Origin of the sequence: Luteibacter yeojuensis, from assembly GCF_000964085.1 — a bacterium.
Lineage (GTDB): Bacteria > Pseudomonadota > Gammaproteobacteria > Xanthomonadales > Rhodanobacteraceae > Luteibacter > Luteibacter yeojuensis_A.
Window position 1 is genome coordinate 1 of record NZ_JZRB01000004.1, and the last position, 15,250, is coordinate 15,250.

Annotated in this window: 14 protein-coding genes; 5 read left to right on the forward strand and 9 right to left on the reverse strand. The window is 66.7% G+C overall.

Annotated features, from left to right (window positions below; all coding sequences use genetic code 11):
• Positions 1–31: 31 nt before the first annotated feature.
• The 4 genes from VI08_RS02660 to VI08_RS02675 form a co-directional block, all read right to left on the reverse strand.
• Positions 32–1,054 (reverse strand): class I fructose-bisphosphate aldolase, encoded by a 1,023-nt coding sequence (locus VI08_RS02660; protein ID WP_045827997.1) that lies wholly within the window; start codon positions 1,052–1,054, stop codon positions 32–34.
• Between the two features lie 114 nt (positions 1,055–1,168).
• A complete protein-coding gene (locus tag VI08_RS02665; RefSeq protein ID WP_045827998.1) occupies positions 1,169–1,612 on the reverse strand; it encodes an energy transducer TonB in 444 nt (147 codons plus the stop codon).
• A 145-nt stretch (positions 1,613–1,757) separates the two neighbouring features.
• Positions 1,758–3,227 carry a pyruvate kinase gene (pyk, locus tag VI08_RS02670; protein ID WP_045827999.1) on the reverse strand — a complete coding sequence of 490 codons (1,470 nt, stop codon included), beginning with the start codon at positions 3,225–3,227 and terminating at the stop codon, positions 1,758–1,760.
• A gap of 49 nt (positions 3,228–3,276) precedes the next feature.
• Positions 3,277–4,101 carry a S1/P1 nuclease gene (locus tag VI08_RS02675; RefSeq protein WP_045828000.1) on the reverse strand — a complete coding sequence of 275 codons (825 nt, stop codon included), beginning with the start codon at positions 4,099–4,101 and terminating at the stop codon, positions 3,277–3,279.
• A gap of 166 nt (positions 4,102–4,267) precedes the next feature.
• Between VI08_RS02675 and gap the strand changes: the two genes are divergently transcribed.
• Positions 4,268–5,284 (forward strand): type I glyceraldehyde-3-phosphate dehydrogenase, encoded by a 1,017-nt coding sequence (gap, locus tag VI08_RS02680; protein ID WP_045828001.1) that lies wholly within the window; start codon positions 4,268–4,270, stop codon positions 5,282–5,284.
• A 105-nt stretch (positions 5,285–5,389) separates the two neighbouring features.
• Positions 5,390–6,286, forward strand: coding sequence for a hypothetical protein (locus VI08_RS02685; protein ID WP_045828002.1), 897 nt, complete (start codon positions 5,390–5,392; stop codon positions 6,284–6,286).
• A gap of 79 nt (positions 6,287–6,365) precedes the next feature.
• Here the strand turns inward: VI08_RS02685 and VI08_RS02690 are convergent, their stop codons facing one another.
• From VI08_RS02690 to hppD, 3 genes are all read right to left on the reverse strand, one after another.
• Positions 6,366–7,346, reverse strand: coding sequence for a fumarylacetoacetate hydrolase family protein (locus VI08_RS02690; RefSeq protein ID WP_045828003.1), 981 nt, complete (start codon positions 7,344–7,346; stop codon positions 6,366–6,368).
• Between the two features lie 18 nt (positions 7,347–7,364).
• A complete protein-coding gene (gene hmgA / locus VI08_RS02695) occupies positions 7,365–8,675 on the reverse strand; it encodes a homogentisate 1,2-dioxygenase (protein ID WP_045828004.1) in 1,311 nt (436 codons plus the stop codon).
• A 122-nt stretch (positions 8,676–8,797) separates the two neighbouring features.
• The gene (hppD, locus tag VI08_RS02700) at positions 8,798–9,886 is read right to left on the reverse strand and encodes a 4-hydroxyphenylpyruvate dioxygenase (protein ID WP_045828005.1); all 1,089 of its coding nucleotides are present in this window, start codon (positions 9,884–9,886) and stop codon (positions 8,798–8,800) included.
• Positions 9,887–9,976: 90 nt separating this feature from the next.
• On the opposite strand from hppD, the gene VI08_RS02705 reads away from it, so the two are divergent.
• Positions 9,977–10,429: a MarR family winged helix-turn-helix transcriptional regulator gene (locus VI08_RS02705; protein ID WP_045828006.1), complete on the forward strand. Its 453-nt coding sequence runs from the start codon at positions 9,977–9,979 to the stop codon at positions 10,427–10,429.
• 102 nt (positions 10,430–10,531) lie between these two features.
• Here VI08_RS02705 and VI08_RS02710 read toward each other — a convergent pair whose 3' ends face one another.
• Both VI08_RS02710 and VI08_RS02715 read right to left on the reverse strand, forming a co-directional pair.
• The gene (locus VI08_RS02710) at positions 10,532–12,037 is read right to left on the reverse strand and encodes a peptide MFS transporter (RefSeq protein WP_045828007.1); all 1,506 of its coding nucleotides are present in this window, start codon (positions 12,035–12,037) and stop codon (positions 10,532–10,534) included.
• A 54-nt stretch (positions 12,038–12,091) separates the two neighbouring features.
• Entirely contained in the window at positions 12,092–12,940 is an 849-nt protein-coding gene (locus VI08_RS02715; protein WP_045828008.1) for a tryptophan 2,3-dioxygenase, read from the reverse strand.
• Between the two features lie 224 nt (positions 12,941–13,164).
• On the opposite strand from VI08_RS02715, the gene pdhA reads away from it, so the two are divergent.
• Positions 13,165–14,244 carry a pyruvate dehydrogenase (acetyl-transferring) E1 component subunit alpha gene (pdhA, locus tag VI08_RS02720; protein WP_045828009.1) on the forward strand — a complete coding sequence of 360 codons (1,080 nt, stop codon included), beginning with the start codon at positions 13,165–13,167 and terminating at the stop codon, positions 14,242–14,244.
• 12 nt (positions 14,245–14,256) lie between these two features.
• Positions 14,257–15,237, forward strand: a complete 981-nt coding sequence (locus VI08_RS02725) for an alpha-ketoacid dehydrogenase subunit beta (protein ID WP_045828010.1) — start codon at positions 14,257–14,259, stop codon at positions 15,235–15,237.
• Positions 15,238–15,250 lie beyond the last annotated feature (13 nt).

The following is a 15,250-nucleotide window of genomic DNA, read 5'->3' on the forward strand; positions in this document are numbered from 1 at the left end:
ATCGCGCACCAGTGCGCTCCTACATTTCCTCTTACTTCTTTTTCCAGTTGCCTTGCGCAGCGAGGCTGTTTTCCTTCGCGCGCTCGACCACCGTCTTCTGCGCGGCGTCGTAGTTGGCCTTCTGGTCCTTGGCCCAGGTCTCGAGGGCGGCGGACACCAGGGCGCGGCCGTACGAGAAGCTGATGGGCCAGGGGTGCGGGCCCTGGGCGTTGATGAGGTTGAGGTGCTGGGTGGCCTGCAGGTCGGTCTGGCCGCCCGAAAGGAACACGATGCCGGCGATGGCGGCCGGCACGGCGTGCTTGAACACGCGCACGGTGGCGTCGGCCACTTCTTCTGCATCCACCTGGTCTTCCTTCGGCGCGTACTTGCCCGGGATGACCATGCTCACCTTGAGGATGAGGCCCTCGAGCATCACGCCGAAGAGGTTGAGGTTATTGAAGAGGCTGTGCAGCACTTCCTCGTGGACGAGGTAGCTGGTGTTGAGGTCCTGGACGTTGTCCTTGCCGTCCATGACGATTTCGGGCTCGACCATGGGCACCAGGCCCACTTCCTGGCACAGCGCGGCGTAACGGGCCAGCGCATGCGTGTTGGCTTCGATGGCCGCCGAGCTCGGGGTGTCCTCGCCAATGTTGATGACCGCGCGCCACTTGGCGAACTGGGCACCCAGCTTGGCGTACTCCTGCAGGCGCTCGCGCAGGCCGTCGAGGCCCTCGGTGATGAGCTCGCCCGGCGAACCGGCCAGCGGGTGCGTGCCCTTGTCGACCTTGATGCCGGGGATGATGCCGGCGGCCTTCATGGCCTCGACCATGCTGCGGCCGTCGTCGGTCTTCTGGCGGATCGTCTCGTCGAACAGGATGGCGCCGGAGATGTACTCGCCCAGGCCAGGCGCGGTGAGCAGCAGCTGGCGGTATTTGCGGCGGTTTTCTTCCGAATTCTCGAGGCCCACGGCCTCCATGCGCTTCTTGATCGTGGCGGTCGATTCGTCGACGGCGATGATGCCCTTGCCCGGCGCGACCATCGCCTGCGCGACCTGTTCGAGGTTTTCGATGCTCATGAAGACTCCGTGTAAGTAGTGGTATGCCCCGCGCTGAGGTGGGGCTTTAGTGCGAAAACCGGCGGAGTATAGGGGAATACCCCGTGGAACCTGTTGTGCGGCGCAGCCGCGGCATCAAGTGGTCTGGTAACCCGGCAGTGCGCACTGCTTGAGGATGGCGGCCTTGCGGGCGGGATCCTCGGGCAGGTTGAAGCCCACGACGTAGTACGTGGAAACCGGCTCGGCGGCGCGGTTCACGCCGGTGGGGCCGTAGCGGAAGTTCTTCACCGCGCTGGCGCCGACCTGGGCGAGGTCGCCCTCGGGCACGGTCTTGGCGGCCACGACGTTCTGCGTGCGGCCATCGGACCCGATGAGGTAGGTGACCGCCACGCAGCCCGGCTGGTCGAGGTTCTTGCCCGTGTTCGGCACATCGGCCTCGACCGACGAGTTGGTGAGCACCCAGTAATACGGCAGGCGCTCGGGGGCGACCTTGCGGGTGGTCTGCGCCGCGGCGGGGCCGGCGGCAAGCAGGAGGACGGCGGCGGCGATGGCGCCGGCTTGGAGAGTAGTGCGGATCATGACGCCCTCGATGGTGTGCCAGGGCCCAGAGTTTAACCCCGTCCGGCATTCAGAGCGTGTGGATTTGTGTTGTGGGAGCGCGCTTGCGCGCGATGGGCGGTGCGGTGGCCCCATCGCGCGCAAGCGCGCTCCCACAAGTGCGCCTTTACAGGTCGCGCAGGCTATCGGCGATGCCGTCGTCGCCGATCACCAGCAGCTTCAGCGTATTGGTGCCGCCATGGCGGCCGATGTGGTCGCCGTGGGTGAGGATGACGCGGTCGCCCTTGGCCAGCTTGCTGAGCGAGAACAGGTGCTGCAGTGCCGCGCGGGCGGTGTGCGCCGGGTCGAGGTCGCCGGTTTCGAAGGCCACCGGCTGCACGTCGCGCAGCATGAGCATGCGGCGGCGGGCCTTGTCCGACGGGCTCATGGCGTAGATGGGCACGGCGAAACGGTAGCGCGACAGCCACTGGGCGGTGGCGCCCGACTCGGTCAGCGAGACGATGGCGCGCACGCCGATCTGCGAGGCCAGCACCATGGCGGCCAGCGCGATGGCCTGGTCGGAGCGGTCGAGGCTGGTGGCGGCCGGGCGCAGGTCGTCGCGCGGCTCGAACTGGCGCTCGGCACCCAGGCAGATGCGGCGCATGGCGGCCACGGCCTTGTCCGGGTGCGCGCCCGCGGCCGATTCTTCCGAGAGCATGACCGCATCGGTGCCGTCGATGACGGCGTTGGCCACGTCGAGCACTTCGGCGCGGGTGGGGATCGGCGCACGCACCATCGACTGCAGCATCTGTGTGGCGGTGATCACCGAGCGGTTACGCATCACCGACTCGCGGATGATCTTTTTCTGAAGGCCCGGCAGCTCGGCATCGCCGATTTCCACGCCCAGGTCGCCGCGGGCCACCATGACGACGTCGGAGGCGTCGATGATTTCGCCCAGCACGGGGATGGCGTCGGCACGCTCGATCTTCGACACGATGGCGGCATCGCCACCGGCTTCGCGCATCAGGCGGCGGGCTTCGTGCAGGTCTTCGGCCTGGCGCACGAACGAGACGGCAAGGAAGTCGGCGCCCATCTCGGCGGCCAGCTTGATGTCGTTGCGGTCCTTGTCGGAAAGCGCCGACACGCTGAGGCCGCCACCCTGGCGGTTCAGGCCCTTGCGGTTCGACAGGCGGCCACCGATGGCCACGCGCGTGTGGATCTCGGTACCGGCCACGTCGACCACCGCCAGCGCGACGAGGCCGTCGTCGAGCAGCAGGATGTCGCCGGCCACGACGTCGCGCGGCAGGTCGTAGTAGCTGACGCCCACGCGGGTCTGGTCGCCGGCCGGGGCATCCGGGCGGCAATCGAGGACGAAGCTGTCGCCCGGCATGAGGTCGATGGGGCCGTCCGCGAACTTCTCGATGCGGATCTTGGGGCCCTGCAGGTCGGCGAGGATGCCCACTTCACGGCCCACGGCCTCGGCGGCCGCACGCACGGCGGCGGCGCGGGCGCGGTGGTCGTCGGGGGTGCCGTGCGACAGGTTGAGGCGAACGATATCCACGCCCTCCTCCAGGATCTTCTCGAGCATGCCCGGCGCGTCGGTGGCGGGGCCGAGGGTGGCGACGATCTTGGTGCGGCGTACCTGGATATCGGTCATCGTTTCTTACCTTTTGTCTTTGTCTTCGGGATGCGGTGGGCGCGCGGGCTCAGTCCAGCGTCTTGTTCAGCAGGGCGGCCAGCCGCGTGCCGGCTTCGCGCAGGCGCAGCTCGGCGGTGGGCAGGTACTTCGCCACATAGGCGTCATCCACCTTGTGGCTGTCGGGATAGAAGCCGGGCTGGGCCACCACCTGGCAGCTTTCCTCCGCCCACTGCGCGTAGGGATTGTCGAGCGGCGGCATGGGCTTCGGCAGCTTGACGGGGCCTTCGGCGGCGAGCTTGTCCGCGTAGGGCTTCCACTCGAGGTTCTTGGTATAGAGCATCTTTGAATCCCACACGCTGTGCAGGTTGGTGCCCTTGCCGTCGAACTGCACCTGGTATTCGTTGCCGCCCTTGTCATCGCGGTTGCCCGCGTGCAGCGGCTGGTGCACGTCGCCCACGAAATGGACCACGAACTTCAGGGCCTCGGCACGCTCGGCGTTCGACTTGCTGCGGTCGCCCAGGATGGCCACGTACTTCTCGAGGCCACCCACCACGCACTTGCCGTCGGCGCAATCCACCGGCGGGTTGTAGTGGCACCTGGGGTCGTGGAAATCGGCGTAGTGCAGCGGCGCGGTGGCCTTGCCCAGGTCTTTCTTCTCCGGGTCGTTGCGGAGGTGGTCGGGCCAGCTGGCCACGTCGGCCAGGGAGTCGTCCCCGTCGGCCTTGAGCAGGCGCTCCACCTCGGCCTTGGCCGACGGGTCGAGCTGGCGCCAGGCCAGGTCGGCCACGATGCGGTGGCCGATGTCGCCCCAGGCGCCCGCCGTACCGGCCATGGCGGCGAGGGAGAGGGCCACCAGGGTGGCGATGGTGCGGCGCTTATGGGGCGTCTTCATGGGACAGTAAACGTTTCCGGGGCGGGCCAACGGCCAAGTGTGCCACACCCGGACTGAGGGGCGAATGACAAATCGCGGCGGTGCAGCAAGCCGCCCCTGGCGCCCTTCCGTTACCATGGAGGTTTACGCCCCTCGCCCATACGCAATTCCCACCCGGAGGCAAACCATGACCATCAAGGTCGCCATCAACGGTTACGGTCGCATCGGTCGCAATGTCCTGCGATCGCTCTACGAGTCGAAGAAGAATGGCCAGGATATCCAGATCGTCGCGATCAACGATCTCGGCGACGCGGAAACCAACGCGCACCTGACCCAGTACGACACGGCCCACGGCCGTTTCCCGGGCGAAGTGTCGGTGGACGGCGGCGACCTGATCGTCAACGGCGACCGCATCAAGGTGTTCGCCGAGCGCGACCCCGCCAAGCTGCCCTGGGGCGAGCACGGCGTCGACGTGGTGCTCGAGTGCACCGGCTTCTTCACCTCGAAGGCCAAGGCCAGCGCCCACATCGCCGGCGGCGCCAAGAAGGTGATCATCTCCGCCCCGGGCGACAAGGACGTGGACGGCACCTTCGTCATCGGCGTCAACGACGACAAGCTGCACGCGGGCCTGCAGGTCATCTCCAACGCCTCGTGCACCACCAACTGCCTCGCGCCGCTCGCCAAGGTGCTGCATGAGAAGGTCGGCATCGTCCACGGCCTGATGACCACCATCCATGCCTACACCAACGACCAGGTGCTGACGGACGTCTACCACTCCGACCTGCGCCGCGCCCGTAGCGCCACGCACAGCCAGATCCCGACCAAGACCGGCGCCGCCGCCGCGGTGGGCCTGGTGCTGCCGGAGCTCAACGGCAAGCTCGACGGTTTCGCCATGCGCGTGCCGACGATCAACGTCTCGGTGGTCGACCTCACCTTCACCGCCGCCCGCGAGACGACGAAGGAAGAGATCGATGCCGCCATCAACGAAGCGGCCAACGGCAAGCTGAAGGGCATCCTCGGCGTCAACACGAAGCCGCTGGTGTCCATCGACTTCAACCACAACGCGCACTCGTCGATCTACGACGCGACGCAGACCCGCGTCATGGGCGGCACGCTGGTGAAGGTCCTCTCGTGGTACGACAACGAGTGGGGCTTCTCCAACCGCATGCTCGACATGGCCAAGGCCCTGATGGCCGCGAAGTAAGCCCCCCCCCCTGTAGGAGCGCGCCTGCGCGCGATGCTCCTACATCGAAGCGACACAGAAAAGCCCGCATACTTCGCGGGCTTTTCTTTTTCCCAAGGACCGGACATGAAACGACGCCTAGCCACCCTCGCCTGCCTGGCCTTCGCCACGCACGCCATCACCGCCGCCGCCGCCGACTGCACCGCCACCGCGCCGCCCACCGGCGAACTCATCGGCACCGGCCTGCTCGACCCGAACACCCCCGAACCCGAGCGCCAGCGGCTTGCACAGTTGCTCACCTGCACGGCTCTCGCCGGCAACGCCAACAGCATGGATGTTGCCGGCTCCCTCTACCGCTGGGGCCCGCGCCACCCGGCACATCTCTTCCCCGAAGACCACGACAAGGCCCGCGACCTGTTCACGGCCGCGGCCAGCCAGGGCCGCCGTGGCGCCATGATCAAGCTGGCCGAGCTGGAACTCGCCGACGGCCACGCGCGCGAGGCCATGGTGTGGTACCAGATCGAGAACGCTTATTACATCCGGTCGAACGGCACGCCCGGCGCGGGCGACGCGCAAAAAGGCTCGGGCTACTACACCATGCTGCTCAAGCGCATCACGGATGCGCTGGGCCCCTTCGATGAGCAGGCGCTGATCCGCGACGTCAACGGGCGCATGGCGGCGCTGGACAAGCAAATGGCGGCGAACCCGCCGCGCCCCTCCAGTGGCCCCGGGCTCGGCAAGGCCCGCATGCCCGCACGGGCGCGCCTGGGCGTCACGACCAAAGCAGAGAAGGACGACGGCGCATTCGCGCAGTATTTCGTGGAGGTGGGGCCCGACGGGTCGATCACGCGCCGCTGGCTGATCGATGCCTACCCCGACCCCGCGAGCGGCATGCGCCTGGCGCGTGCGCTCGACCAGACCCACTTCGACCCACTGCCCGCGGGTGGCAAGGACATGCGCTACGCGTTGTTGCCGGTGTCGTTGCGCAGCATCCACAACGGCGTGCAGATGCAGCAGCCTTAGTGGTGGTTGTAGGAGCCCACCCTGTGGGCGACAGCTCTTCGCGAAAAGCTGTCGCCCACAGAGTGGGCTCCTACGACTTCTAGGCCCGGCAGATATCCTGCTCGATCGAACCAAAGATGGACTCGCCGTCCTTGTTCGTGACGTCGATACGCACGGTATCGCCGAACTTCAGGAACGGCGTGGCCGGCTTGCCGTCGCGCAGGGTTTCCACCGTGCGCTGCTCGGCCAGGCACGAGGCGCCCTTGCTGGTGTCTTCGTTGGCGATGGTGCCCGAGCCGACAATGGTGCCGGCCGTGAGCGGGCGCGTCTTGGCGGCGTGGGCCACCAGCTGCGCGAAGTTGAACTGCATGTCGACGCCGCACTCGGCCTCGCCGAACCACTGGCCGTTGATCCACGTGCGCATGGGCAGGTGCAGCTTGTCGCCCTGCCAGGCATCGCCCAGCTCATCGGGCGTGACGAACACCGGCGAAAGGGCCGAGCGCGGCTTCGACTGGAGGAAGCCGAAACCCTTGGCCAGCTCGTTGGGGATGAGGCCGCGCAGCGACACATCGTTGACCAGGCCCACGAGCTGGATGTGGCCCGAGGCAACGCCCGCGTCGGCAGCCATCGGCACGTCGTCGGTGATGACGACCACCTCGGCTTCCAGGTCGATGCCGTACTCCTCACTCGGCACCACGACCGGGTCGCGCGGGCCGAGGAAGCCGGCACTGGTGGCCTGGTACATCAGCGGGTCGCTGTAGAACGACGACGGCACCTCGGCGCCGCGGGCGCGGCGCACGCGCTCCACGTGCGGCAGGTAGGCGCTGCCATCGACGAACTCATAGGCGCGCGGCAGCGGCGCGGCGAGGCGCGCCATGTCGAGCGGGAACGCGCCGCTGGCCTTGCCGGCGGCGAGGTCTTCCGCCAGCGCGTTGAGGCGCGGCGCCACGGTGTGCCAGTCGTCCAGCGCGGCCTGCATCGTGGCGGCGATGCCGGTGGCCTTCACGGCCGTGGCGAGGTCGCGGCTGACCACCACCAGGGTGCCGTCGCGGCCGCCTTCCTTCAGGGAAGCGAGTTTCATGCGTGTCCTTCGGTTTTCTCAGGCGCCGTGGGGGTCGAAGTGCTTCTTCAACCCGCGCCAGCATTCGTAATAGTCGCCCTGCAGCGCGGCGGAATCCAGCGCCTGCTGGCTCGGCCGGATGACCTTGCGGGTTTCGAACATGAAGGCCATGGTGCCCGTGATGTGGTCCGCCTTCGACACATCGGCGTTCGACGCCTTCTCGAAGCTGGCGTTATCCGGGCCGTGGCCGCTCATGCAATTGTGCAGGCTGGAGCCGCCCGGCACGAAACCACCTGCCTTCGCGTCGTAGGCCCCCGTGATCAGGCCCATGAACTCGCTGGCGATGTTGCGGTGGAAATACGGCGGCCGGAACGTGTGCTCGGCCACCAGCCAGCGCGGCGGGAAGATCACGAAATCCATGTTGGCCACGCCCGGCGTATCGCTGGCCGAGGTGAGTACGGTGAAGATGCTCGGATCCGGGTGGTCCACGGCGATGGAGCCGATGGTGTTGAAGCGGCGCAGATCGTATTTGTAGGGGGCGTAGTTGCCGTGCCACGCCACCACGTCGAGCGGCGAGTGGTTGATGTCGGCCTGCCACAGCGTGCCCTGGAACTTCGCGATGAGCGCGAAATCGCCGTCGAGGTCCTCGTACGCCGCGACCGGCGTCAGGAAATCGCGCGGGTGTGCGAGGCCGTTGGCGCCGATGGGGCCGAGATCGGGCAGGTGCAGCGGCGCGCCGAAGTTCTCGGCGATATAGCCGCGCGCCTCGCCATCGGGCAGCTCCACGAGGAACCGCACGCCGCGCGGCACCACGCCGATCTCCAGCGGCTCGAGGTCGAGCACACCCAGTTCCGTACGCACGCGCAGGCGGCCCTGCTGCGGCACGAGCAGGAGCTCGCCGTCGGCGTTGTAGAAATAACGGCCCGCCATGGAACGGTTGGCCAGGTACTGGTGGATGCCGACGCCCGCCTGCTCGGCCGGGCCGCCGTTGCCGCCCATGGTGAACAGGCCATCGACGAAGTCGGTGCCGGCCGCCGGCATGGGCAGCGGATCCCAGCGCATCTGGTTCGGCGTGGCCGGGGCCTCGTCGAAGCGATTGTGGAAGGTGGCGTGCGCCAGCGCGCGGAACGGCGAATGCTGCGCCGCTGGCAGGATGCGGTAGAGCCAGCTACGCAGGTTGCGGTGGCGTGGCGCGGTGAACGCGCTGCCGCTCAGCTGCTCCGCATAGAGGCCCTTCGCCACCTTCTGCGGCGAGTTCTGGCCCGTGGGCAGCACGCCCGCCACCGCTTCGGTGGCGAACTCGTTGCCGAAGCCGGTCTGGTAGCCGCTAGTGTCGTTTGCGTGGCTCATCGTGAGAGTTTCCCAATGTGGGAGCGCGCTTGCCCCCGAAGAGGGGGTAAACGCGCGATGGGGCGTGTCGCCGACCCTATCGCGCGCAAGCGCGCTCCCACAAGATGGTGCCAATAATTCGCTTAGATGACGCCGCGGCGCATCTGGTCGCGCTCGATCGACTCGAACAGCGCCTGGAAGTTGCCGTTGCCGAAGCCTTCGTTGCCCTTGCGCTGGATGATCTCGAAGAAGATCGGGCCGATGTTGTTCTGCGTGAAAATCTGCAGCAGCAGCTTCTTGTGCGTCTCGGGGTCGGCGTCGATCAGCAGCTTGTTCTTCTGCAGGCGCGGCACGTCTTCGCTGTGGCCCGGGATGCGGATATCGATGACTTCGAAATACGTATCGGGCGTATCGAGGAAGGCCACGTCCTTCTCGCGCATGGCTTCGACGGTTTCGTAGATGTTATCCGTGAACAGGGCGATGTGCTGGATGCCTTCGCCGTTGTATTCGCGGATGTATTCGTTGATCTGCGAGCCGTGGTCGGAGCTCTCGTTCAGCGGGATGCGCACCATGCCATCCGGTGCGGTCATCGCTTTCGACACCAGCCCGGTCTTGGCGCCCTTGATGTCGAAGTAGCGGATTTCGCGGAAGTTGAACAGGCGCTCGTAGTAATCGGACCACTTCTGCATGTTGCCGAAGTGCAGGTTATGCGTCAGGTGATCGATGAAGGTGAGGCCAAAGCCCTTCGGGTGGCGTTCGACCCCCGGGAAGAAATCGTACTCGGCGTCGAAGCAATCGCCCTTGGCGCCGTAGGTGTCGATGAGGTACAGGCAGGCGTCGCCGATGCCCTTGATGGTGGGCACGTCGAGCGCGAGCGTATCGATGAATTCCGTGACCAGCTCGGCGCCGTTCGACAGCGCGGTGGCCTGCACGTCGGTGGCCGGGCGGTTGAAGCGGATGGCGAAGCCGCAGGCGCAGGGGCCGTGTTTGGCGACGAAATCGGCCGCGAACGAAGCCGGCTCCTCGTTCACCAGGAAATTGCACTCGCCCTGGCGATAAAGCGTGATCTGCTTCGTCTTGTGCTTCGCCACGGCGATAAAACCGAGACGCGGGAACAGGTCGTGGAGTAGCTTGGCATCCGGCGCGGCAAACTCGACGAACTCGAAACCGTCGACACCCTGGGGGTTTTCGAAGGTGGTGACTTCCATACCGATATTGGGCTGGGCGCTCATAAGCGATACTCCTGGCTACGGGGGCGGCTTTCGCCGTCTACCGCGACCTTATAGTTTCACTTGTAACCAATTGCAAGGATCGGCGCAGCAATGACCCTCGAAACCGTCTCCGTCCCCGCCCACGCCCCGCTGGAGCTGGAGCATTTCCTGCCCTATCGCCTGTCGATCCTTTCGAACACGGTCAGCCAGTCGATCGCGGACGAGTACCAGGGCCGATTCCAGCTCAGCATGACGGAATGGCGCGTGATGACGATCCTGGCCCGGTTCCCGGCCAGCTCGGCCACCCAGGTGGTGGAACGCACCCGCATGGACAAGGTGGCCGTGAGCCGGGCGGTGGCCCGCCTGGTCGAGGCCGGCCGGGTCGACCGGGGCACCTACGACGGCGACAAGCGCCGCTCGGTGCTGCAGCTCTCCGAGGCCGGCTGGGCCATCCACGACGAGGTGGCCCCCCTGGCCCGCGCCCACGAGCGCGAGCTGCTGGGCAAACTCAGCGAGGACGAGAAGGCCTGGCTGGAGAAGATCCTGGACAAGCTGCTGGGCTAACGGCCACTCGATTGTAGGAGCCCGCTCGCGGGCGACATCTTTCGCGAAGACGCTACAGGGCCTGTTGCGTTTGGGCGAAAGATGTCGCGCGCAAGCGCGCTCCTACTTGATCCCGTGCATCAGCCTGTTGATCAGCGGTGCGATGAGGAACAGCAGGATGCCCGCGCCGATCAGCAGTTCGAAGCTGAAGGTGAAGCCGGACAGCGCCGAACCCACCGTCATGCCGCTTTCGCCGCTGATATGGCCGGCGAGCAGGCCCGAGAGGTTGTTGCCGATGGCGGTGGAGAGGAACCAGCCGCCCATGGCCAGGCCCACCACGCGGATGGGCGCCAGCTTCGTCACCATCGACAGGCCGATGGGCGACAGGCACAGCTCGCCGATGGTCTGGGCCACGTAGCAGGCCGCCAGCGGCCAGAACGGGATGAGGCCGCGGCCGTCGACGAGGCTCTTCAGCGCGTACATCAGCACCAGGAAGCCCAGGGCGTTGAAGATCAGGCCCAGGCCGAACTTGCGCGGGATGGAGGGCTCCATGCGGCGGCTGGCCAGCCAGGCCCAGACGATAGCCACGGGCGGTGCGAACACGAGGATGGCCGCGGAGTTCACCGACTGGAACCAGCCCACGGGGAACTCCCAGCCGAACATGATGCGGTCGACCAGGTTCTGCGCCAGGAAGTTGAACGAGCTGCCGGCCTGCTCGAAGAACATCCAGAACAGCACGTTGAAAGCGAACAGCACCAGCATGGCGATGACGCGATGGATCTGGATGGTGTCGTGGCGCACGGCTTCCAGCACCAGCATGACGGCCACGCCGACGAACAGCGCGCCCAGCAGCCACGCGATGAAGATGGCCCCGGCCTTCGCCATGAGGAGATAGACCAGCGGCACGGCGATGACGATGCCGACGATGACCGCCAGCAGGCTCTTGCCCTCGTGGCGTTCCGGCGGCGGCACGCCGACGCCCTTCAGCTGCGAACGGCCGATGAGGAACCAGATGAAGCAGATGACCATGCCGATGCCGGTGGAGGCGAACACGGCGCGGTAGTTCTGCTGCAGCGGGGTATCGGTGAGCACCGAGGCGATCCAGCCGGTGACCAGCGGGGCAAGGAAGCCGCCCAGGTTGATGCCCATGTAGAACAGGGTGAAACCGCGGTCGCGGCGCTCGTCGCCCACCGGGTAGATCTGCCCCACCAGCGAGGAGATGTTCGGCTTGAAGAGGCCGTTGCCGACGATGACGGTGGCGAGGCCCGCGAGGAAGATATCCTGCTGCGGCACCATCACCATGAACAGGCCAAGGCCCATCACCGCGGCGCCCAGCAGGATCGAGCGCTGGTAGCCCAACACGCGGTCGGCCACGTAACCGCCGAAGATGGCCGAGGCGTACACCAGCGCCAGGTAGGCGCCATAGGTGCGGCTGGCATAGCCCTGCCCCGCCGCGTCGCCGTTGAAGAACTCCGCCACGATGTACAGCGCCAGCGCCCAGCGCATGCCGTAGAACGCGAAGCGCTCCCAGAATTCGGTCATGAACAGCATCCATAGCGGACGCGGGTGGCCCATGATCTGCGGGTACTCGGGCACGTGCTGTGCCTGGCTGGGGGCGGTTGGAGTCATGGCTTCCCTTGGCGTGGATCGATGCGGGTGTTTAACACACCTTGTGGGAGCCGGTCAGGTACCCAGAAGCGTGCGGACTTCGATCAGCTCGGGGAAGAAGCTTTGTTCCAGCGCCTTGCGCAGGAAGGCCACGCCGGACGAGCCGCCGGTGCCGGGGCGGAAGCCGATGATGCGTTCCACCGTTTTCATATGGCGGAACCGCCATAGCTGGAAGTTTTCTTCGATGTCGACCAGCAGCTCACTGAGATGGTACTCAGACCAGTAGGCCGCCGTGTCCTCGTAGATGCGCTTGAGGATGGGCAGCAACGCCAGCTGGCTGCGCCAGGGCTGGGTGAAATCGCGTTCCAGCAGGTCGACCGGCACCGGGTGGCCGCGGCGGGCGAGGAAGCGCAGGTACTCGTCGTAAAGGCCGGGCGCCTCGAACACCGCTTTCAGGCGCGCATGGGCGGCCGGGTCGTGCTCGAACACAGCCAGCATGTCGCCGTGCTTGTTACCCAGCAGGAATTCGACGACCCGGTATTGCAGCGACTGGAAGCCCGACGACGGGCCCAGCACGTCGCGGAATTGCAGGTATTCGGCCGGGGTGAGCGTTTCGAGCACACCCCACTGTTCGTAGAGCTGGCGCTGGATCTGCTTGACCCGGGCAAGCACTTTCTGGGTGCCACCCAGGTCGTCGGCGCGCAGGCGCGCCAGCGCGGCGTCCAGCTCGTGGATCATCAGTTTCAGCCAGAGCTCGGCGGTCTGGTGCTGCACGATGAACAACAGCTCGTCGTGGTGCGGCGGCTGGCTCTGGGGGTGCTGCGCGGACAGGACCTGGTCCAGGCGCAGGTACTCGCCATACGTCAGCGCACCGCCAAGATCGGTGCGGATGCCGGGTTCGAGGTCGCGCTGGGGGTGGGCCATGGGTGCCTTCACATTTGGGGGGAATGGCGCGCGAACCGCGCCACGACGCCATTTCACGGGCGGCACGGGGCGGGGCCATGCTGCGCCGTGCCTTGCCGGGCCATAATACCCCTGATATCTAGTCCGGCTCGCAAGACCTGATAAGCCGTTCGCGCCCCGCTGGATGGGCCCGTCCGCTTCCCCCATCGTGCGTGTCGTTTCTAACCTTCCCCTGGGAGCGAGTCGTGTCCATCGCCGCCAAGTTCGAAATTGAATACCTGCAGTACCTTGACCAGGATGGCAAGGAAACCGGCAAGGAAATGCCCGCCTTCGCCAAGGATCTCGACCACATGGTCGAGCTCTACAAGCTCATGGTTTCCACCCGCGTGTTCGACGCCAAGTCGATCGCCCTGCAGCGCACCGGCAAGCTCGGCACGTATGCGTCGTGCCTGGGCCACGAGGCAGCGCACGTCGGCATCGGCAGCGCCATGCGCCGCGAGGATTCCCTGGCCGTGTCGTACCGCGAGTACGGCGCCCAGCTGTACCGCGGCGTGAAGCCGCGCGAGGTCTACACCTACTGGGGTGGCGACGAGCGCGGCAACGATTTCCAGGACGCCCCGGCGCACGACTTCGCCTGGTGCGTGCCCATCGGCACCCAGTGCCTGCACGCCGCCGGCTCGGCGCTGGCCTTCAAGATCCGCAAGGAACCCCGCGTGGCCGTCTGCACCATCGGTGACGGCGGCTCGTCCAAGGGCGATTTCTACGGCGCCATCAACGTCGCCGGCGCGCAGCAGCTGCCGCTCGTGGCGGTCATCGTGAACAACCAGTGGGCCATCTCGGTGCCGCGCCGCATCCAGAGCGGCTCGGGCACGCTGGCCCAGAAGGGCATCGCCGCGGGCCTGTTCTGCATCCAGGTCGACGGCAACGACATCATCGCCGTGCGCAAGGCCATGGAAGACGCGCTCGAGCGCGCCCGCTCCGGCCAGGGCGGCACGGTCATCGAGGCCGTCACCTACCGCCTCGGCGACCACACCACCGCCGACGACGCCCGCCGCTACCGTGGCGAGCAGGAAGTGAAGGACGCCTGGGAACGCGACCCGGTGCCGCGCCTGCGCAAGTGGCTCGAAGCCAAGGGCAAGTGGGATGACGCGAAGGAAGAGGCCTGGAAGGCCGAGTGCGACGACTGGATGGACAACGAAGTGAACGCGTACCTGGAAACGAAGAACCAGCCGGCGACGGCCATGTTCGATTACCTGTACGCCGAAGTCCCGGCCGACCTCGAAGCACAGCGCGAGCTCGTCGCTTCCCTCGATCGCAAGTCGTAAGGATCACCCACCATGGCACAAATCACTCTTATCGAAGCGGTGACCCAGGCGCTCGCCTACGAAATGCGCAACGACGATAGCGTCGTGGTGCTCGGCGAGGATGTCGGCGTCAACGGCGGCGTATTCCGCGCCACCCAGGGCCTGCAGGAGCAGTTCGGCGAAGAGCGCGTCATCGACACGCCGCTCGACGAAGGCACCATCGCCGGCCTCACCATCGGCCTGGCCGTGCAGGGCATGAAGCCGGTGGCCGAGGCGCAGTTCGAGGGCTTCATCTACCCGATGATGGAGCACATCGCCTGCCACGCCGCCCGCATGCGCAACCGCACGCGTGGCCGCATGACGGTGCCCGCCGTGTGGCGCGCCCCCTGGGGCGGCGGCATCCGCGCACCGGAGCACCACTCCGAGGCCAACGAGCACCTGTTCACCAACATCCCCGGCCTGCGCGTCGTCATGCCTTCCTCGCCGGCCCGCGCGTACGGCCTGCTGCTGGCCGCCATCCGCGACCCGGATCCGGTCATCTTCTTCGAGCCGAAGCGCATCTACCGCCAGTACAAGGAAGAGGTGCCCGACGACGGCGAGGCCCTGCCGCTCGACGTCTGCTTCGTGCTGCGCGATGGCACCGATGTCACGCTGGTCACCTGGGGCGCGCAGGTCAAGGAATGCCTTGAAGCCGCCGACGAGCTCGCCCAGCAGGGCATCAGCGCCGAGGTGATCGACGTCGCCACGCTGACCCCGCTCGATTTCGACACCATCGCCGAATCGGTCACCAAGACCGGCCGCTGCGTCATCGTGCACGAGGCCCCCAAGACCGCCGGCTTCGGCGCGGAAATCGCCGCCCGCCTGTCCGAAGAATGCCTGTACAGCCTGCTCGCCCCGGTCGAGCGCGTGACCGGCTTCGACACGCACATCCCGCTGTTCCGCCTGGAAATGAAGTACCTGCCCAGCGTCGAACGCATCGTCGAAGCCGCCCAGCGCACGCTCGCCGCCTCCTGAGGAATCGATAGAC

Bases quoted from the DNA above. Each gene is read 5' to 3' on its own strand.
- VI08_RS02675 (WP_045828000.1), bottom strand. From the start codon at position 4,101: ATGAAGACGCCCCATAAGCGCCGCACCATCGCCACCCTGGTGGCCCTC.
- hmgA (WP_045828004.1), bottom strand. From the start codon at position 8,675: ATGAGCCACGCAAACGACACTAGCGGCTACCAGACCGGCTTCGGCAAC.
- VI08_RS02660 (WP_045827997.1), bottom strand. From the start codon at position 1,054: ATGAGCATCGAAAACCTCGAACAGGTCGCGCAGGCGATGGTCGCGCCG.
- VI08_RS02690 (WP_045828003.1), bottom strand. From the start codon at position 7,346: ATGAAACTCGCTTCCCTGAAGGAAGGCGGCCGCGACGGCACCCTGGTG.
- VI08_RS02705 (WP_045828006.1), top strand. From the start codon at position 9,977: ATGACCCTCGAAACCGTCTCCGTCCCCGCCCACGCCCCGCTGGAGCTG.
- VI08_RS02725 (WP_045828010.1), top strand. From the start codon at position 14,257: ATGGCACAAATCACTCTTATCGAAGCGGTGACCCAGGCGCTCGCCTAC.
- VI08_RS02710 (WP_045828007.1), bottom strand. From the start codon at position 12,037: ATGACTCCAACCGCCCCCAGCCAGGCACAGCACGTGCCCGAGTACCCG.
- pyk (WP_045827999.1), bottom strand. From the start codon at position 3,227: ATGACCGATATCCAGGTACGCCGCACCAAGATCGTCGCCACCCTCGGC.
- hppD (WP_045828005.1), bottom strand. From the start codon at position 9,886: ATGAGCGCCCAGCCCAATATCGGTATGGAAGTCACCACCTTCGAAAAC.
- gap (WP_045828001.1), top strand. From the start codon at position 4,268: ATGACCATCAAGGTCGCCATCAACGGTTACGGTCGCATCGGTCGCAAT.
- VI08_RS02715 (WP_045828008.1), bottom strand. From the start codon at position 12,940: ATGGCCCACCCCCAGCGCGACCTCGAACCCGGCATCCGCACCGATCTT.
- VI08_RS02665 (WP_045827998.1), bottom strand. From the start codon at position 1,612: ATGATCCGCACTACTCTCCAAGCCGGCGCCATCGCCGCCGCCGTCCTC.
- VI08_RS02685 (WP_045828002.1), top strand. From the start codon at position 5,390: ATGAAACGACGCCTAGCCACCCTCGCCTGCCTGGCCTTCGCCACGCAC.